Raw genomic sequence first — 19,350 nt, 5'->3', positions numbered from 1 at the left:
TCGCGGCCTTGCCCCGTTGCCCACGATGCCGTTTGCCGAGATTTTAAGTTCACAAGCAAGCGACGTTATTGTATTTTTATTCACTATTAATGCATGAATATTGATACATCCTAACTCAAGGACCGTCAACAGTGAAGACAAAATTACCGCCTTTTATCGAACTCTACCGCCAGTTGATCGCAACACCATCAATCAGCGCAACGGATGCTGCACTGGATCAGAGTAATGAAACTTTAATCAATTTATTGGCTGGCTGGTTTCGTGACCTCGGCTTCAGCGTAGAAGTGCAGCCGGTACCCGGCACGCGCAACAAATTCAATATGCTGGCCCGCACCGGCAACGGCGCCGGTGGCCTGCTGCTGGCAGGTCATACCGATACCGTACCCTTTGATGATGGTCGCTGGACGCGCGATCCTTTCACGCTAACCGAACACGACAACAAACTTTACGGTTTAGGCACTGCAGACATGAAAGGCTTCTTTGCTTTCATTCTTGATACGCTGCGTGATGTTGATGTGACAACGCTGAGCAAACCGCTTTACATTCTGGCTACCGCTGATGAAGAAACAACCATGGCGGGTGCTAAGTATTTTTCTGAATCCACCCAGTGGCGTCCGGACTGCGCCATCATCGGTGAACCGACATCTCTTAAGCCCGTGCGCGCCCACAAAGGCCATCTTTCCCATGCGATTCGCATCGAAGGTAAATCGGGACACTCCAGCGATCCGGCTCGTGGCGTTAACGCGATTGAGTTAATGCATGAATCTATCAGTCATTTAATGCAGTTGCGTAACACGCTGAAAGAGCGTTATCACCATGAGGGTTTCGCGATCCCTTATCCCACCATGAATTTTGGTCATATTAATGGCGGTGATGCTGCTAACCGTATTTGCGCCTGCTGCGAATTGCATATGGATATTCGTCCGCTGCCAGGCCTGACGCTGAGCGATTTAGATGAATTACTCAACGAGGCGCTGGCACCTGTAAGCGCGCGCTGGCCAGGCCGAATCAACGTGGGCGAGCTGCACCCACCCATTCCGGGATATGAGTGTCCGGCTAACCATGAACTGGTGAAAGTGGTAGAGAAATTACTGGGTACGCCAACTGAAGTGGTGAACTATTGCACCGAAGCACCGTTCATTCAGCAGCTGTGTCCAACTCTGGTGTTAGGCCCAGGCTCAATTAATCAGGCGCACCAGCCAGATGAATTTATTGATACGGCATTTATAAAGCCCACTCGTGAGCTTATCAGTCAGGTTGTACAGCATTTTTGTCACTGATTAACATCAAATGGGGCATTTCACTGCAAAAGCAGCAAAATGCCCTGTCATTCTGCGGGATTTAATGATAAGAATAACTTATCCCGCTTCGCCTTAATTAAATTCTATGAATTTCCGTTATTTAGCGGCACGTTTGCGTCAGTTTAAGTCAATTGACGAAAGGAACATTACGTGGCTAGATAAAAGACGATGTTATGCCCGGTGGGTGTAGAAGTTTAAAAGACGATGAGGGTGTCAGGGTCAAATGAACGAACAATATTCCGCAATGCGAAGTAATGTCAGTATGCTCGGCAAACTGCTCGGGGATACGATTAAGGATGCGCTTGGAGAGAACATCCTTGAGCGGGTAGAAACCATCCGCAAACTTTCCAAGTCATCCCGTGCGGGAAATGACACTCATCGCAAGGAGCTGCTCAATACGCTGCAAAATCTGTCTAATGACGAACTCCTGCCGGTTGCGCGTGCCTTTAGTCAGTTCCTCAATCTCACCAACGTCGCTGAACAGTATCAAACCATCTCTCACAACGGCGAAGGGGCGAATCATCCGGAACTGTTGAAGAAAACGTTCGAAAACCTCAAGCAGCAGAGCGATATTAGCGAAAGCGCCATCCGCGCCGCGATTGAGTCCTTATCACTGGAACTGGTTCTGACCGCTCATCCGACAGAGATTACCCGTCGTACGCTGATCCATAAACTGGTTGAAGTGAATAGCTGTCTGAAGCAGCTCGATCACAGTGATATTTCTGACTACGAACGTAACCAGATCATGCGTCGCCTGCGTCAGTTAGTGGCGCAAGCGTGGCATACCGATGAAATCCGTAAATACCGTCCAACGCCAATTGATGAAGCCAAATGGGGCTTTGCGGTGGTGGAAAACAGCCTGTGGGAAGGCGTGCCTGCTTTCCTGCGCGAACTGAACGAGCAGGTTGAAGAGTCATTTGGCATTAAGCTGCCGGTCGATTTTGTCCCGGTGCAGTTTACTTCCTGGATGGGCGGCGATCGTGATGGCAACCCAAACGTCACGGCATCGATTACCCGCCATGCCATGCAGTTGAGCCGCTGGAAAGCCGCCGATCTGTTCCTGCGCGATATTGGCGTACTGATTTCTGAACTGTCGATGTCTGAATGTAGCGATGACGTGCGTGAGTTATGTGGCGATCCAGAGGCGATTGAGCCTTACCGCATGATTTTGAAACGCATCCGTAGCCAGCTAATGACCACGCAGTCTTATCTGGAACGTCGCCTGAAAGGTGAACGCCTGCCGCGTCCGGCAGATTTACTGGTTTCCAATGACCAACTGTGGCAGCCGCTTTACACGATTTACCAGTCATTGCAGCAGTGCGGTATGGGGATTATCGCCAACGGCCAGTTGCTCGACACGCTGCGCCGCGTTAAGTGTTTTGGCGTACCGCTGGTACGTATCGACCTGCGCCAGGAAAGTACCCGCCATACCTTAGCCATTGCTGAAGTCACCCGTTATCTGGGCCTCGGCGATTACGAAAGCTGGTCAGAAGCTGACAAGCAGGCTTTCCTGATCCGCGAACTGAATTCCAAACGTCCTCTGCTGCCGCGTAGCTGGGAACCCAGCGACGATACACGTGAAGTGCTGGAAACCTGCCGCGTTGCGGCTGAAGCGCCGCAAGGCTCCATTGCTGCTTACGTGATTTCGATGGCAAAAACGCCATCCGACGTGCTGGCTGTGCATTTACTGTTAAAAGAGGCCGGTATTTCTTTTGCCATGCCGGTGGCACCACTGTTTGAAACCCTCGACGACCTGAACAACGCCAATGACGTGATGAGCCAGCTTCTCAGCATTGACTGGTATCGCGGTTTTATTCAGGGCAAACAGATGGTGATGATTGGCTATTCCGACTCGGCGAAAGATGCCGGAGTCATGGCCGCCAGTTGGGCGCAGTATCAGGCGCAGGATGCGTTGATCAAAACCTGTGAAAAAGCAGGTATTTCATTAACGCTGTTCCACGGACGCGGCGGCACCATTGGTCGTGGCGGTGCGCCTGCTCACGCGGCACTGCTGTCGCAACCTCCAGGCAGCCTGAAAGGCGGCCTGCGCGTGACGGAACAGGGTGAAATGATCCGCTTTAAGTACGGATTGCCAGAGGTCACCATCGCCAGCCTGTCGCTTTATACCGGTGCAATTCTGGAAGCCAACCTGATGCCGCCGCCAGAACCGAAAAAAGAGTGGCGCAGCATCATGGATCAGCTCTCTGCCGATTCCTGCGCTATGTATCGCGGTTACGTCCGTGAAAATCCTGATTTCGTGCCCTACTTCCGCTCGGCAACACCTGAGCAAGAGCTGGGTAAACTGCCGCTCGGCTCGCGTCCGGCGAAGCGTCGCCCCGCCGGTGGCGTTGAATCCCTGCGCGCCATCCCGTGGATTTTTGCCTGGACACAAAACCGTTTGATGCTGCCAGCCTGGCTGGGTGCCGGTGCCGCCTTACAACAGGCAATGGACGCGGGACATCAGGATCAGCTGGAAGCGATGTGTCGCGACTGGCCTTTCTTCTCTACCCGCCTCGGCATGCTTGAAATGGTGTTCTCCAAAGCTGACCTGTGGCTGGCGGAATACTACGATCAGCGTCTGGTGGATAAATCGCTGTGGCCGCTGGGCAAACAGTTACGCGATCAGTTAGATGCGGATATTAAAGCGGTATTAACCATCGCCAACGATGCACATTTAATGGCTGACCAGCCGTGGATTGCGGAGTCGATTGCCCTGCGCAACGTCTATACCGATCCGCTTAATGTTCTTCAGGCGGAGCTGCTGCATCGCTCACGCGCCCAGGAAGAGCGTGGTAACGAGCCAGATGCACGGGTTGAACAGGCGCTGATGGTAACGATTGCGGGCGTAGCCGCCGGGATGCGTAACACCGGCTAGCGGTAAAACATGCCTGGATGCAGAAGGTCATCTGTAACTGGCATCACAAGCCGAACGCAACAATAAAAGGCTCACTGAAATGAGCCTTTTATTAATATTGTTGCTTATCAATTATCTTTGCGCTCTTCATCGACTGTCACACATAAGGAAACGACTCTTCTTGTTAATTCAATGCAACCACAAAATGAGCTGGCGATAATCATAATTTTAGCGAAACCCGTCGAAAGGAAATTAAGCCAACTATTAGGCAATAACCCACAGGGAGCTAAAAAAGTCGAAGCGATTAATATACCTGGTATAACACAGGCTTCATTTAATCTTCTCTTGGTGAATATCATGAGCAGGTGCCAGTCGAGTGACAATTACTGCCAGCATTCCTTCCTGAGCCAACGCCAATCACTAAAATTAATTCTTCTGCGGGGGAATATCAATTATTACCATGAAAAGCTGAGGTCAAACACAAGAGATTAAAAACAAGACTAAATAAAAAACACATACACTCAGACTGAATTAATTACCGATGAGATTTAAGTGTTATTCTAAAACCCATTCAATCTTATATTATTAACAGTAAGCTTTACTCATTGGCGTAATATAAACGTGTTCATTAAAAACAGCATAACAGCTATTCCCAGGTTTAATTTCCTGCAAAATAAAAAAACGTTATCCCTCGCGGTGATAACGGTTTTAAAAATCTAACGGCCAGCGGCTTAGCTAAGCTGCATTACGCAGCGACTATCGGACGTACGCCTAACGTATGGCAAATCGCATAGCTCATTTCAGCGCGGTTCAGCGTATAGAAATGGAAATCTTTAACGCCTTCGCGGGACAGGATTTTCACCATATCCATAGCGATGTTGGCACCAACCATTTTGCGCGTTTCTGCGTCATCATCCAGACCGGCAAACATGGCGCTCATCCAGCCTGGCACACGCACGTTAGTCATGGTAGCGAAGCGTTGCAGTTGCTTAAAGTTAGAGACCGGCAGAATACCCGGCACAATTTCCACATCAATGCCGGTTGCCACACAGCGATCACGGAAGCGTAAGTAGCTTTCAACATCAAAGAAAAACTGGGTAATGGCACGGTTAGCACCCGCATCAATTTTACGCTTCAGGTTAATCAGATCGGCCTGCGCGCTTTTTGCTTCCGGATGCACTTCCGGATAAGCGGCGACAGAAATATCGAAATCACCGACCTCTTTGAGCAGCGACACCAGATCGCAGCCGTACATTTCAGGTTTGCCGCTGCCAGCGGGCAAATCACCACGCAGCGCCACGATGTGACGAATGCCATTATTCCAGTAATCCTGGGCGATGGTGCGTAATTCATCGCGTGTCGCATCGATACAGGTCAAATGCGGTGCCGCTTCTAAGCCAGTGCGATCTTTGATGCCTTTAATGATGCTGTGAGTGCGATCGCGCTCCCCTGAGTTAGCGCCATAGGTTACTGAAACAAATTTTGGCTTCAGGCTGCTTAAGCGATCGATAGAGTGCCACAGAGTCTCTTCCATTTCGCTGGTACGCGGCGGAAAAAATTCAAACGAGACATTAATTTGGCCGTTCAGCTCTGCCAGGTTTTGATTAAGTGCTTCGCGCTGATTGGCATGAAAGAAACTCATCCTGCTACCTCATTGATCACGTCGGTTAACTGTTGCCCCGTGAACATCCATACGTTTAGACGTCCAGATGCTCAAAATGAACGATTCTTAGCGCAGCGTCAACTTAAAAATGATTGAGAACGGTGATAAATGTTCAAACAACCTGAAAGAAATGCATTTGAGGGGGATAAAAGGATGGCAGGACAGGCGCAGTGAACGCCTGTCCACACTAACTAAAGCAGTTGAGCGAGACGATTAATATCTGACTGAATCGCCCCAGCGGTGACATCACGCCCCGCGCCAGGCCCGCGGATCACCAATGGGTTATCACGATACCAGCGGCTTTCAATCGCAAAAACATTATCGCACGGCAGCAGCGAGGCCAGAGGATGAGCCGGACGTACTGCTTCCACACCCACGCGCGCTTTGCCATTGGCATCAAAACGCGCGACGTAGCGCAGCACTAAACCCATCTCCTGCGCCGCTTCAAAACGCTGCAACATCTGCTCATTCAATTCATCGCCGTTTTCAAAGAAATGATCGACTGAACAATTTTCACAGTTGCCAGGTACCAGCGACTCAACACGCACCTGATCGGGTTCGATGTTGTAACCCGCTTCACGCGCCAGGATTATCAGCTTGCGCATCACATCCTGACCAGAAAGGTCAACGCGCGGATCGGGCTCGGTTAATCCCTGTTGCCACGCCTGATCCACCAACTCGGTAAAGGGCACCGAGCCGTCAAACTGCAAAAATAACCATGAGAGTGTGCCAGAGAAGATACCGCTAATAGCTAAAATGGTATCGCCACTGTCGCGCAAATCGCGCACCGTATAGTTAATCGGTAAACCTGCACCCACCGTCGCGTTATAGAGCCAGTGACGTCCCGTTTTAGTAAAGGCATCACGGATTTGACGCCAGGTTTGGCTGTCTGACGCGCCCGCCACTTTATTTGCACTGATGACGTGGAAACCGTGGCTGGCAAAATCAAGATATTGCTGCGCCAGCGGCGTGCTGGCAGTGACATCCAGAACGACTAAATCATCAAACGGATGCGCACGCATCCACAGGAACAGCGACTCTTCATCGCGCTCTTCCGCTTCATCATCAAAAAAGGCTAACGCACGGCTGGCGTCCAGCCCTTCATAACTCAGCAGGCTGCGACGGCTGTCTGCCACACCCGCCAGGATAAATTCAAAGCCCGTGCGTGCAGAAAGCGTTTCGTGTTCGCGTGCGAACAGCTCAAGCCAGCGTGAACCGATATTACCTTTACCAAACAGCATCAGCCCGATACGCTTTTCTGCACGAAACAGGGATTGATGCAAACCCTGCACCAGATGCTGCGTGGGGCCAACACGCAATACCGCCACAACGCTGATGTGATCTTCTGATTGCCAGATAAATTCTATCGGCTGATCTTTCATTTGCTGCCAGAAGCGGTGCGTATGCAGTGGATTGCGGGTGACGCCAGCGCCCACCAGCGCGACCAGCGCCAGCCCGTCACGCAGTTGCAGATGCCCCGGCAAGCCAGCGTCCTGTAACAGCGTGAAGGCGCTGTTCACCACTTCCGAGGTGTAGCAGAGTTGCAACAAGTAACGGTCGGGATGTACGCCGATGGCCAGTGGACGCAATTGTGCCCGCTTGAGCAATAAATCGATCTCTTTCTGCAGGAGGGCAAAATCATGTTGCTCTGGCAGCTGGATCTCAATCAGGCAGACATCGTCATGGCTGGTGACAATACGCGCACCGGTTCCCGATGCCAGCACGCGCTCAATACGTGTAGAGCCTTGCTCCGGCTGGTAACTGCAGCGTAATTGCAGATCAATATCACTGCCCGAAACGGGTTGCAGCGTGCGCGTGTGTAAAACTGGCGCAGCAAGACGCGCCAGTTCACTGGCTTCGTCGAGACGCAGCAGCGGAAGCAGGCAGGCATCAGGAACTTTGCGTGGATCAGCACTGTAAACCCCGGCAACGTCGCTCCAGATGGTGACACGCCCGACGCCTGCCAGCGCGCCAATCTGCGTAGCGGAATAGTCAGAACCGTTGCGGCCCAGCAGCACCGTTTCACCCGCTTCGTTGCGGCTGATAAATCCAGTTACAACGATGCGTTTATGCGGATGTTGCGCCAGCAGTGTTTGCAGTAGCGGCCACGATTTTCCTTCATCAACTTGTGGCTGTGCCGCGCGTTCGGCACGCAGGAAATCACGTGCGTCCAGCCAGCAAGCCTCAATGTCACGCTGGCTTAATACTGCCGCCATCAGACGTGCCGACCAGACTTCGCCATGCCCGACGACTTCGGCGTATACCGCCTCGGTAATTGTGCCATCCAGTAGCGCAGCCAGTTTTTCTAAATCGCGAATAAACGTAGCGATCATCGGTTCGGCAATGTCAGCAGGCAATAAAGCCGCGATCAGGTCGCTTTGATAGCGCCGTAAAGCCTGTTGCACCTGATGCGCCGACAGCCGATCGCTGTGGCTGAGTTTCAGCCAACTGATCAGCTGATTGGTGGTTGAACCTGCGGCCGAGACCACCATCATATCGCCCGGCTGGCTGTAATCCGCCATAATGCTGGCCACGCGCTGATAACAACGCGCATCCGCCAGGCTACTGCCACCAAATTTGTGCAACTGCTTACTGTTCGGCGTTCCCGCGCCTGCTGAAATCGTCATGCTTAACCCTCGGCTGCGATCCGGAATGCATTATCCAAATCGGCAATTAAATCTTCGTGATCCTCAATGCCGACCGAAACACGCAGCAGCGTTTCGGAAATACCTGCTGCGGCACGCGCTTCGGCAGACATGCCTGCGTGCGTCATGGTGGCAGTGTGAGAAATTAAACTTTCCACGCCGCCGAGTGATTCAGCCAGCGTGAAGAGCTGCAATGCTTTCAGGAAGCGACGCAGCAACGCTTCATCGCCATCCAGCTCAAAACTGAGCATGGCACCAAAGCCACGCTGCTGGCGTACCGCATACTCGTGACCGGCATTTTCCGCCAGCGAAGGATGATACAACTTTTTCACTAATTTCTGTTGCTTCAGGTAATCAACAATCGCCAGAGCATTACGCTGGGCGGCTGCCATGCGCGGAGCAAGAGTACGCAGGCCACGCAGTAATAAATAGCTGTCAAAAGCGGCGCCGGTTACGCCAATATTGTTTGCCCACCAGGCAAGGTCGGTAGCCAGCTGTGGATCTTTGGCTATCACTGCTCCTGCAACCACGTCTGAATGGCCGTTGAGGTATTTAGTGCAAGAGTGAATAACCAGGTCAGCGCCCAGCGCCAGCGGATTTTGTAACGCCGGGCTCAGAAAAGTGTTATCGACCACGCTAATGGCACCAGCTTCACGCGCGGCTTCACAGATAGCCGCAATATCCACTACGCGCAGCAGCGGATTGCTTGGGCTTTCAACTAACACCAGTTTGGGCTTTTCATTGAGCGCAGCCTGTAACGCTGCTTTGTCACCCTGATCGACAAATTTCACCCGATACGCGCCGCGCTTGCTCAGGCTGTCAAACAGGCGATAACTGCCGCCATAGCAGTCGTGAGGTGCCACTAACAGATCGCCAGGCTTCAGGAACACGGTTGTCACTAAATGAATTGCCGACATACCGGTATTGGTTAATACCGCACCTGCGCCACCTTCCAGTTCAGCCAGTGCGCGCTGTACTACGTCACGTGTAGGGTTGCCGCGACGTGAGTAGTCATGAGCGCGCGGCTCATTAAAGTCTAAAAAGTTATAGGTGCTGGAGAGGTGAATCGGTGGGACAACGCAGCCATATTGCTCGTCATCATTCAAACCGCTGCGAACTGCGATGGTTGCCTGTTTACGCGTCATGGTGCTAACTGTTCCTGAAGAGTGAAATAATGAGGCAACAGGATAGCACCCCGTAATTAGACGTCAATACATCTGGACATCTAAATGTCTTTGCGTATAGATTGAGCAAAATCGCAATACCCGCTAAAATTACGCGTCATCGCCTGACGTTCAACTTTGTTGCGAGAGATTACTGAACGGAGAAAACCCGCCATTTAAGGGGCCAGGCATTAAAAAAATCAGGCATAATCCGCTGATTTCCTAACATTTAACTTTTATTGATTAAGGTAACCCATGGCTGAATGGAACGGCGAATATATCAGCCCGTACGCTGAGCACGGTAAGAAGAGCGAGCAGGTTAAAAAGATTACGGTTTCTATCCCGTTGAGCGTGCTAAAGATTTTAACGGATGAGCGCACCCGCCGTCAGGTAAATAATTTGCGCCACGCCACTAATAGCGAACTGCTGTGCGAAGCCTTTTTACACGCCTTTACCGGTCAACCTCTGCCGGACGATGTTGACCTGCGTAAAGAACGCAGTGATGAAATTCCCGAGGAAGCGAAAAGATCATGCGTGATATGGGCATCGATCCTGATACCTGGGAATACTGAGTCGCCTGAAACAAAAACCCAGCCGAAGCTGGGTTTTTGTTGCCGTCGAATCGGACTGATTCGAATGCCGTAATCTTATTTTTTGCTGCCTGGCAGGCTGAAACGCTTGTTGAAGCGGTCAACACGGCCACCAGTTGCAACTTCACGCTGCTTACCGGTGTAGAACGGGTGGCACTGACCACATACGTCCAGGTTCAGTTCGTGAGTCAGCGTAGAGCGCGTATGAATCACGTTACCGCAAGTACAGTTGATGGTCACTGCTTCGTATTTTGGGTGAATACCTTGTTTCATGGAAAACCTCATATAAGGCCGTGTCGCTCTCCGTGCCAGGGATAAAACCTGCACAGCACCACACGCGATTGAACATTAAAGTAAACTTCGACCAGACTTTTCTCATCGAAGGCGGCATAGTATACAGACATCTGTAGCTTGCTGCAAATATAAGCTGATATATCCGCTCAACGCACCAGCGTGTACACTAACTTCCCGCTTATTGAACCGGAAAGAGATTGCTATGCCCGTTGTTCAGGTTGCCCTGCCCGTTCCTTTACCCCGCCTGTTTGACTATCTGCAGCCACAGGGCGCGCAGCCAGTTATTGGTGGCCGCGTGAGCGTGCCGTTTGGCAATCGAAAAATGATTGGCATTGTTGTTGCCCTGCGTGAAACCAGCGATCTGCCCGAAGCGCAGTTAAAAAAAGTCGATGAAGTGCTGGATAGCGAATCGCTGTTTCCCTCCTCGCTGTGGCGCATCCTTAACTGGGCGGCGAATTATTATCACTCTCCACTGGGCGACGTGTTGAGTCATGCCCTGCCGGTGTTACTACGTCAGGGCAAACCCGCGCAAGACAACCCGCTCTGGCAGTGGCAAATCACCGAACAGGGACGGGCGACCGCGCCAGAAAGCCTGAAGCGTGCACCAAAACAGCAGCAGGCATTAGCGGCTTTACGTCAAAAGCCGCTTTATCGCCATCAGGTAAGCGAACATGACTTAACCGATGCAGCCATGCAGGCGCTGCGGGCGAAAGGGCTATGTGAACTTTATGAGCATCAACCGCAGATGCACGACTGGCGTGAGAGCTTTGCCGTTAAGGGCGAACGCCTGCGGCTGAATACCGATCAGGCTATGGCGGTCGGCGCGATACGCGGCGAAGATGAGCACTACGCCGCCTGGCTGCTGGCAGGTATAACAGGCTCCGGTAAAACCGAAGTCTATCTTAGCGTACTGGAAAATGTGCTGGCACGCGGCAAACAGGCGCTGGTGCTAGTGCCTGAAATCGGTTTAACACCCCAAACCATTGCCCGCTTTCGCGAGCGTTTTGACGCGCCGATTGATGTATTGCACTCCGCACTTAACGACAGTGAACGTTTGGCGGTGTGGCTGCGTGCGCGACGTGGTGAAACCGCGATCATCATCGGTACGCGCTCGGCGCTGTTTACTCCACTGGCGCGGCCTGGCGTGATCATTATTGATGAAGAGCATGACAGCTCTTATAAACAGCAAGAAGGCTGGCGCTATCAGGCGCGCGATCTGGCCGTGTTTCGAGCCCATGAAGAAGATATTCCCATCGTCATGGGTTCGGCGACGCCTGCACTGGAAACGCTGCAAAACGTGCGCAATGGTAAATATCGTCAGCTCGATCTCACTAAGCGCGCCGGAAATGCAAAACCCGCGCTGCAACAGTTAATTGATTTAAAAGGCGTACAGCTGACTGGCGGCCTTGCACCGGCGCTGATGGGTAAAATGCGACAGCATTTACAGGCCAATAACCAGGTGCTGCTGTTTCTGAACCGACGTGGTTTTTCGCCTGCGCTGCTGTGCCATGACTGCGGCTGGATAGCGGAATGTCAGCGTTGCGATCGCTACTACACGCTTCATCAGCATCAGCGCCAGCTGCGCTGTCATCATTGCGACAGTCAGCGCCCGCTGCCCAATCAGTGTCCACAGTGCGGTTCAACCCACCTGATGCCGGTTGGCGTCGGCACTGAGCAGCTTGAACAGCAGCTCGACACGCTGTTTCCTGGCGTTGCAGTGTCGCGTATCGATCGCGATACCACCAGCCGAAAAGGCGCATTAGAACAGCATCTGGCGGATGTCCATCGCGGCGGAGCCCGTATTCTGGTCGGCACACAAATGCTGGCTAAAGGCCATCATTTTCCCGATGTAACGCTGGTAGCGTTGCTGGATGTCGATGGCGCCCTGTTCTCTGCTGACTTCCGTGCGGCTGAGCGGTTCGCTCAGCTTTATACGCAGGTTGCCGGGCGCGCTGGACGAGCCGGTAAGCAGGGCGAAGTATTGCTGCAAACCCACCATCCAGAACACCCCCTGCTGCAAATTTTATTGCACCAGGGTTACTTTGCTTTTGCCCAGCAAACGCTGCTGGAGCGCCAGTCCGTTTCTCTGCCTCCCTGGACCAGTCACGCGCTGTTTCGGGCTGAAGATCATGATAACCAGCAAGCCGCCGAATTTTTACAGCAGCTACGTAATTTGCTGGAAGCCAGCCCGCTTAACGATAAAGCGATGTGGCTAATGGGTCCGCTGCCTGCGTTACAGCCAAAACGCAGTGGACGCTGGCGCTGGCAGCTTTTAATTCAGCACCCTTCACGTAAGCGCCTGCAGCAATTGCTGAGCAGCACTTTGCCACTGATAACCACCTTACCGGCTGCGCGCAAAGTGAAATGGACGCTGGATATCGACCCCACCGAAAGTTAAATCACGTCAGGCTGCGAGCCAGATCGAAAAAAGTCGCATAAGTCACAATTTTTATGCAAATTAAGTAACAACCTTGCCGGGCAATCGTTAACAATGTTGCCCGGCTCGCTTTTTCAGCCAGACAAAACAAACATTCGAACGCGCTTAACGCGTCAGGAGACAGTGTTGGAGCAGAATCAACAACCGTCCGCCGCGACGATGAAAGATGTGGCGGAAAAAGCGGGCGTATCGACCGCTACCGTTTCGCGCGCGCTCATGAATCCGGAAAAAGTCTCTGCCGCAACCCGTCAGAAAGTTGAGCAGGCTGTTACTGCCGTTGGCTATGCGGCGCATGGTGCGACGCGCAATACACGCCGCGGCGAAACGCAAACCATCCTGGTGATTGTGCCCGATATTTGCGATCCCTTTTTCAGCGAAATCATTCGTGGCGTCGAAGTTACGGCGGCGCAGGAAGGCTATCTGGTGCTGATTGGCGATTGCGCCCACCAAAATCAGCAAGAAAAAACCTTTATGAATTTAATGCTGACGCGGCAAATTGACGGCATGGTGCTGCTCGGTTCTCAGTTGCCATTTGAGGCGAGCCTGGATGAACAGCGCAACCTGCCGCCCATGGTGATGGCAAATGAATTCGCGCCTGAAATGTCACTGCCTACCGTTCATATTGATAATCTGACCGCTGCCTTCAATGCGGTTAATCATCTCTTACAGTTGGGTCATAAACAGATCGCCTGCATTGCCGGTCCCGAAACCATGCCGCTTTGCCAGTACCGCTTACAAGGTTATGTACAAGCGATGCGTCGCAACGGATTAACTGTCGATCCAACTTATATTGTACGCGGCGATTTCACGTTTGAAGCTGGCGTGGCCGCGATGAAGCAACTGCTGGCCCTGGCCCAACCGCCGCAGGCACTGTTTTGCCACAGCGATATCATGGCACTCGGCGCGATAAATCAGGCAAAGCGCATGGGGTTACGTGTTCCGGAGGATCTGTCCGTCGTGGGGTTTGATGATATCGAGCTTGCACGCTACTGCGAGCCGCCGCTAACCACCGTGACACAACCGCGTTATCAGATTGGCCGGGAGGCCATGCTGTTGCTGTTAGATGAGCTACAGGGTAAACGTGTAAACAATGGCTCACGCTTGCTTGAGGCCGAGCTGGCAGTACGTGGCAGCACAGCACCAGGTAAAAAGCGTGAAAAATAAGCGCATTCACTGGCTATTTTCAGTAGATTCTTAAGGCGAACACCGCTGGTCAAAGTTCCTACCCTTAAGTAACATGGCGGACTCCTTGTCGGGCGGGTTAAAAGCAACAAAATCGCCCATTTGGCACTATTTTTGAAGGGTATCAGGACGAGAGTGGCACAAAAAGATTATGTAGGCCGCGGGCGTTCAACAGGGACGCGTCGCAAGAAAAGCCCCAGCCGTGGTAAAAAAAGTAAAGGTAGCTCGGGCATATCTAAATTAATGATTGGACTGGCGGTTGCGGTGTTGGTGACCTTTGCCGGTGGTTTATGGTTCCTTGCGCATCATAAAAAGAAGACGCGCCGGTCATTACGGATCATAAAGCCAACGGCAATGGCTTACCGCCGAAACCGGAAGAGCGTTGGAAATACATCAAAGAGCTGGAAAATCGTCAGGTCACAGTGCCAACGCCGATTGAACCATCTGCGGGTGGCGAAGTGAAATCGCAAACCCAGCTCACAGATGAACAACGTCAGTTACTGGAACAGATGCAGGCAGACATGCGTCAGCAGCCAACTCAGCTGAACGAAGTGCCGTGGAACGAGCAAACGCCTGCACAGCGCCAGGTTACGCTGCAGCATCAACAGCAGTTACAGCAAATGCAGCGTCAGCAGGAGCAGGCCCAGCAGCAGCGTCAACAGCAGTTGCAACAACAACGTCAGCAGCAGCAGTTACAGCAGCAACGTCAGCAGCAACAGCAAAATGTTCAGCGCCAGACGCAACCTGCTCCTGTAACACATGAACCGGCCACTCAACCCAAGCCACAAGAAACAGCGAAGACAAAATCTGAAAAAGCGTCATCACAGCGTTGGATGGTGCAATGTGGTTCCTTTAAAGGCACCGATCAGGCTGAATCTGTTCGTGCGGGCTTAGCCTTTGAAGGCTTTGAAAGCCGCATCACCACGGGCGGCGGCTGGAACCGTGTCGTCATTGGTCCGTATAAAGATCGTGCAACGGCTGACAGCACCTTAAAACGCTTACGCAGTTCAGGACACTCAAGCTGCATTCCGCTCGCCGTCGGGGGTTGAAACCCGACAAACTCGCCCCATATCAGTTTGCATGATACGCCGCGCCTCGTGCGCGGCGCTTTTTCCGACTGCAACAAGGGGTCTGCCCGTGACAACAATAGTAAGTGTACGACGCAACGGCCAGGTAGTGATTGGCGGTGATGGCCAGGCTACTCTCGGCAATACCGTAATGAAAGGCAACGTTAAAAAAGTGCGTCGTCTGTACAACGATAAAGTTATCGCCGGTTTCGCTGGCGGTACTGCAGATGCCTTTACCCTGTTTGAACTCTTCGAACGTAAACTTGAAATGCACCAGGGCCATTTGGTGAAAGCAGCCGTTGAGCTGGCAAAAGACTGGCGCACCGATCGTATGCTGCGCCGCCTGGAAGCTTTGCTGGCGGTAGCTGATGAGTCTGCGTCGCTGATCATCAGTGGTAATGGCGATGTGATCCAACCCGAAAACGATTTAATTGCCATCGGCTCAGGCGGCCCTTTTGCTCAGGCTGCTGCCCGTGCGCTGCTGGAAAATACCGAGCTGGGTGCTCGCGACATCGTGGAGAAATCGCTGAATATCGCCGGTGATATCTGCATCTACACTAACCACAACGTTAATTTCGAAGAATTACCGTCCAAGGCGTAAGGATTTAACCATGTCTGAGATGACTCCTCGCGAAATCGTCAGCGAACTTGATCGCTTTATTATCGGCCAGGACAGCGCAAAGCGCGCCGTGGCTATCGCGCTGCGTAACCGCTGGCGCCGTATGCAGCTCGACGAAGAGCTGCGCCATGAAGTGACGCCAAAAAATATTCTGATGATCGGCCCGACCGGTGTAGGTAAAACCGAGATTGCCCGTCGTCTGGCCAAGCTGGCTAACGCACCGTTCATTAAAGTCGAAGCCACCAAATTCACCGAAGTGGGTTATGTCGGTAAAGAAGTAGATTCTATCATTCGCGATCTGACCGATGCTGCTGTGAAAATGGTACGCATGCAGGCGATTGAAAAGAATAAGTACCGTGCCGAAGAGATGGCGGAAGAACGCATTCTGGATGTCCTGATCCCACCGGCAAAAAATAACTGGGGTCAGCCAGAGCAAAGCAACGAGCCTTCTGCGGCACGTCAGTCTTTCCGCAAGAAACTGCGCGAAGGTCAACTGGATGACAAAGAGATTGAAATTGATCTCGCGGCCACAGCACCGGGTGTTGAAATCATGGCGCCTCCTGGCATGGAAGAGATGACCAGCCAGTTGCAATCCATGTTCCAGAACCTGGGCGGTCAAAAACAGAAGCCACGCAAGCTGAAGATTAAAGAAGCGATGAAGCTGCTGGTGGAAGAAGAAGCGGCCAAGCTGGTGAATCCGGAAGAACTGAAGCAAGACGCGATCGAAGCTGTAGAGCAGCACGGTATCGTGTTTATTGATGAGATCGATAAAATTTGTAAGCGCGGCGGTCAGTCTTCTGGCGGTCCGGACGTGTCACGTGAAGGTGTGCAGCGCGATTTGCTGCCGCTGGTTGAAGGCTGCACGGTGTCAACCAAACATGGCATGGTCAAAACCGACCACATTCTGTTTATCGCTTCTGGTGCGTTCCAGGTTGCCAGCCCCTCTGATCTGATCCCGGAATTGCAGGGTCGCTTGCCAATTCGTGTTGAATTGCAGGCACTGACGGTAAATGATTTCGAGCGCATCCTGACCGAACCCAATGCCTCGGTTACCGTGCAGTACAAAGCGTTGATGAATACCGAAGGCGTGACCATCGACTTTACCGATGACGGTATTCGCCGTATTGCTGAAGCCGCATGGCAGGTTAACGAGACCACCGAAAACATCGGTGCTCGTCGTCTGCACACCGTACTGGAGCGTTTGATGGAAGACATCTCTTATGATGCCAGCGATCGCCACGGTGAATCTGTGATTATTGATGCCGACTACGTTGGCAAACATCTGGATCAGCTGGTTGCTGACGAAGACCTGAGCCGCTTTATTCTCTGATTCGTATTCCATGCGTTTACGCAAAGCCCAGCCATTTGGTTGGGCTTTTTTATTTGCATGCTGCTGATGCATCGCCCTTTTTATCCGTTGATGATTTTGCCAACAATCCGCATAAAGCGATATACTTACCGCTCCTGTGGCAAACAGACGAAACCCTTATGAAATACGATACCTCTGAACTCTGCGACATCTACCATGAAGAAGTGAACGTTGTTGAACCGCTTTTTTCAAACTTTGGTGGACGCACCTCATTTGGTGGTCAGATTACCACAGTGAAATGTTTTGAAGACAACGGCTTACTTTACGATCTGCTGGAAGAGAATGGCCGGGGTCGTGTGCTGTTAGTGGATGGCGGTGGCTCAGTGCGTCGCGCCTTAGTGGATGCGCAGCTTGCGCGTCTGGCGGCGCAAAACGAGTGGGAAGGTATCGTGGTTTACGGTTCGGTACGTCAGGTTGATGAGCTTGAAGAGCTGGAGATTGGCATTCAGGCCATCGCTGCGATTCCGGCTGGTGCTGCGGGTGAAGGCGTTGGCGAAAGCGATGTGCGCGTTAACTTCGGTGGTGTGACCTTCTTTTCGGGTGACCACTTATATGCTGACAATACAGGTATGATTTTGTCAGAAGATCCGCTGGACATCGAATAAGTCTGCCAACGAAAACGGGTGCCTGCGCACCCGTTTTTCGCATCAGCTGAGGTTTAAACCTCTTCCATTTTTCCCAGCAGCGCACGCAGGCGTTCTTGCCAGACATGCTGCTCCTCTTTCAAATGCTGATTTTCACGCATCAGCGCGTCGTGATTACCCGCCGCTTGCTGTGCGTCGTTACGCAGGCTGTTGTTCTGTTCTTTCAGTTCTTCAATTTCCATCTGCAACAGGGTGATGGTATCAATCGCCTGCTGTACTTTCGCTTCCAGTTTCTCGAACACTTCAAATGACATCTTTCTGACCTCTCCTAAATCTTGCAAGGCGTTGATGATGCCAGCTAAGCGCACGGCGCTTCAGCCAGCAACGATTTCCCGATTGTATGTAGCCTCACCGCGCAAGTCCAGTAACGCTGACCTTCCACGCTGAGTCTGTAACACTTTTCAGCCTATGCCTAAGAATCGTGCTGACGCGTTTTTGCGCGATCGCGCTCACCATTCAAGAATGCGCGAATGATGCTTAAAGAAAGCAAAAATACGCGAAAACGCGCATTTTTATGACACAGCACACAAAAATTAAGTTCGCTATTTCTCGTTTATGTTCGTTAACGATAAATTTACAACAGCCCTACATAAGAGGTGGGTGACTCATGGAATGAGAACAAAAACTGATAAAATTTAACCTCGCTTCAGGAACAACATTATGAGTCAGACAACTAACACGCTCAAAGGCCAGTGTATTGCCGAATTTATTGGGACCGGCTTGATTATTTTCTTCGGTGCAGGCTGTGTCGCTGCGCTGAAGCTCGCCGGTGCCGCATTCGGTCAGTGGGAAATCTGTATTATTTGGGGTTTAGGCGTTTCCATGGCAGCGTATCTCACCGCTGGCGTGTCTGGTGCGCACCTTAACCCTGCTATCACGCTTGCGCTTTGTCTGTTTGCTAACTTTGAAGGGCGCAAAGTGGTGCCCTATATTGTGGCGCAGATTGCGGGTGCATTTTGTGCAGCGGCGCTGGTGTATGGTTTGTACTACAGCCTGTTCTTCGATTACGAAACCAGTCATCAGATGGTGCGCGGCAGTGTCGAAAGCCTCGATTTAGCAGGCATCTTCTCAACCTATCCGAATCCACACATCAGTGTGGGTCAGGCGTTTTTAGTTGAGATGGTGATTACCGCCGTTCTGATGGCCGTCATTATGGGCCTGACCGACGACGGTAACGGTTTGCCGCGTGGCCCGCTGGCACCGCTGCTGATTGGTCTGTTGGTCGCTGTTATTGGTGGCGCAATGGGCCCGTTAACCGGCTTCGCCCTTAACCCGGCACGTGATTTCGGACCGAAGATCTTCGCATGGCTGGCAGGCTGGGGTAACGTGGCATTCACGGGTGGCCGTGATATTCCCTACTTCCTTGTGCCGATCTTTGGCCCCATCGTTGGTGCTTGTTTGGGTGCCTTTGGTTATCGCGTCCTGATTGGTCGCCATCTGCCTGGCGCAGCAAAAGAAATTGCCAGCACGACAACAGAAAAACCGGTCGCCCGCGCTCAGCAGCGTAAAGCGTAAGTTTCAC

14 protein-coding genes and 2 pseudogenes are annotated in these 19,350 nt (G+C 52.2%); 10 read left to right on the top strand and 6 right to left on the bottom strand.

Annotation, left to right across the window (positions count from 1 at the left end):
* The first annotated feature begins 131 nt into the window (after window positions 1–131).
* Together argE and ppc are read left to right on the top strand one after the other, a co-directional pair.
* A complete protein-coding gene (gene argE, locus O3W44_RS13185) occupies window positions 132–1,280 on the top strand; it encodes an acetylornithine deacetylase (RefSeq protein WP_269293416.1) in 1,149 nt (382 codons plus the stop codon).
* A gap of 244 nt (window positions 1,281–1,524) precedes the next feature.
* Window positions 1,525–4,176 carry a phosphoenolpyruvate carboxylase gene (gene ppc / locus O3W44_RS13180; protein ID WP_269293415.1) on the top strand — a complete coding sequence of 884 codons (2,652 nt, stop codon included), beginning with the start codon at window positions 1,525–1,527 and terminating at the stop codon, window positions 4,174–4,176.
* Between the two features lie 724 nt (window positions 4,177–4,900).
* Here the strand turns inward: ppc and metF are convergent.
* From metF to metB, 3 genes are all read right to left on the bottom strand, one after another.
* Window positions 4,901–5,797, bottom strand: coding sequence for a methylenetetrahydrofolate reductase (gene metF, locus O3W44_RS13175; protein WP_269293414.1), 897 nt, complete (start codon window positions 5,795–5,797; stop codon window positions 4,901–4,903).
* Between the two features lie 212 nt (window positions 5,798–6,009).
* Entirely contained in the window at window positions 6,010–8,445 is a 2,436-nt protein-coding gene (locus tag O3W44_RS13170; protein ID WP_269293413.1) for a bifunctional aspartate kinase/homoserine dehydrogenase II, read from the bottom strand.
* 2 nt (window positions 8,446–8,447) lie between these two features.
* Window positions 8,448–9,608, bottom strand: a complete 1,161-nt coding sequence (metB, locus tag O3W44_RS13165; RefSeq protein ID WP_269293412.1) for a cystathionine gamma-synthase — start codon at window positions 9,606–9,608, stop codon at window positions 8,448–8,450.
* Between the two features lie 273 nt (window positions 9,609–9,881).
* Between metB and metJ the strand changes: the two are divergent.
* Window positions 9,882–10,198 (top strand): annotated as a pseudogene (gene metJ / locus O3W44_RS13160) (met regulon transcriptional regulator MetJ).
* 75 nt (window positions 10,199–10,273) lie between these two features.
* Here metJ and rpmE read toward each other — a convergent pair.
* The gene (gene rpmE, locus O3W44_RS13155; protein WP_193406097.1) at window positions 10,274–10,489 is read right to left on the bottom strand and encodes a 50S ribosomal protein L31; all 216 of its coding nucleotides are present in this window, start codon (window positions 10,487–10,489) and stop codon (window positions 10,274–10,276) included.
* A gap of 223 nt (window positions 10,490–10,712) precedes the next feature.
* Here rpmE and priA point away from each other — a divergent pair, with 223 nt between their 5' ends.
* The 3 genes and pseudogenes from priA (at window position 10,713) to ftsN (ending at window position 15,178) form a co-directional block, all read left to right on the top strand.
* Window positions 10,713–12,908, top strand: coding sequence for a primosomal protein N' (gene priA / locus O3W44_RS13150; RefSeq protein ID WP_269293410.1), 2,196 nt, complete (start codon window positions 10,713–10,715; stop codon window positions 12,906–12,908).
* A 165-nt stretch (window positions 12,909–13,073) separates the two neighbouring features.
* Entirely contained in the window at window positions 13,074–14,111 is a 1,038-nt protein-coding gene (gene cytR, locus O3W44_RS13145) for a DNA-binding transcriptional regulator CytR (RefSeq protein ID WP_269293409.1), read from the top strand.
* A gap of 153 nt (window positions 14,112–14,264) precedes the next feature.
* Window positions 14,265–15,178 (top strand): annotated as a pseudogene (ftsN, locus tag O3W44_RS13140) (cell division protein FtsN).
* Here the strand turns inward: ftsN and O3W44_RS24985 are convergent.
* On the bottom strand, window positions 15,146–15,295 hold the full coding sequence (locus O3W44_RS24985) for a hypothetical protein (RefSeq protein ID WP_442954630.1): 150 nt from the start codon (window positions 15,293–15,295) through the stop codon (window positions 15,146–15,148). The pseudogene ftsN and the gene O3W44_RS24985 overlap by 33 nt on opposite strands.
* Between O3W44_RS24985 and hslV the strand changes: the two genes are divergently transcribed.
* The 3 genes from hslV (at window position 15,267) to rraA (ending at window position 17,789) form a co-directional block, all read left to right on the top strand.
* Window positions 15,267–15,797 carry an ATP-dependent protease subunit HslV gene (gene hslV, locus O3W44_RS13135; protein WP_269293408.1) on the top strand — a complete coding sequence of 177 codons (531 nt, stop codon included), beginning with the start codon at window positions 15,267–15,269 and terminating at the stop codon, window positions 15,795–15,797. The genes O3W44_RS24985 and hslV overlap by 29 nt on opposite strands.
* Window positions 15,798–15,807: 10 nt before the next feature.
* The gene (gene hslU / locus O3W44_RS13130) at window positions 15,808–17,145 is read left to right on the top strand and encodes an HslU--HslV peptidase ATPase subunit (RefSeq protein WP_269293407.1); all 1,338 of its coding nucleotides are present in this window, start codon (window positions 15,808–15,810) and stop codon (window positions 17,143–17,145) included.
* Window positions 17,146–17,303: 158 nt separating this feature from the next.
* Window positions 17,304–17,789, top strand: a complete 486-nt coding sequence (rraA, locus tag O3W44_RS13125; RefSeq protein WP_269293406.1) for a ribonuclease E activity regulator RraA — start codon at window positions 17,304–17,306, stop codon at window positions 17,787–17,789.
* A gap of 53 nt (window positions 17,790–17,842) precedes the next feature.
* Here rraA and zapB read toward each other — a convergent pair whose 3' ends face one another.
* Window positions 17,843–18,082: a cell division protein ZapB gene (gene zapB / locus O3W44_RS13120; protein ID WP_269293405.1), complete on the bottom strand. Its 240-nt coding sequence runs from the start codon at window positions 18,080–18,082 to the stop codon at window positions 17,843–17,845.
* A gap of 406 nt (window positions 18,083–18,488) precedes the next feature.
* Here zapB and O3W44_RS13115 point away from each other — a divergent pair, with 406 nt between their 5' ends.
* Window positions 18,489–19,343 (top strand): MIP/aquaporin family protein, encoded by an 855-nt coding sequence (locus O3W44_RS13115; protein ID WP_269293404.1) that lies wholly within the window; start codon window positions 18,489–18,491, stop codon window positions 19,341–19,343.
* Window positions 19,344–19,350: the final 7 nt, after the last annotated feature.

Source organism: Pantoea sp. LMR881 (assembly GCF_027157825.1).
Classification (GTDB): domain Bacteria; phylum Pseudomonadota; class Gammaproteobacteria; order Enterobacterales; family Enterobacteriaceae; genus Pantoea; species Pantoea haifensis.
This window is presented reverse-complemented; position numbering and strand designations above follow the sequence as displayed.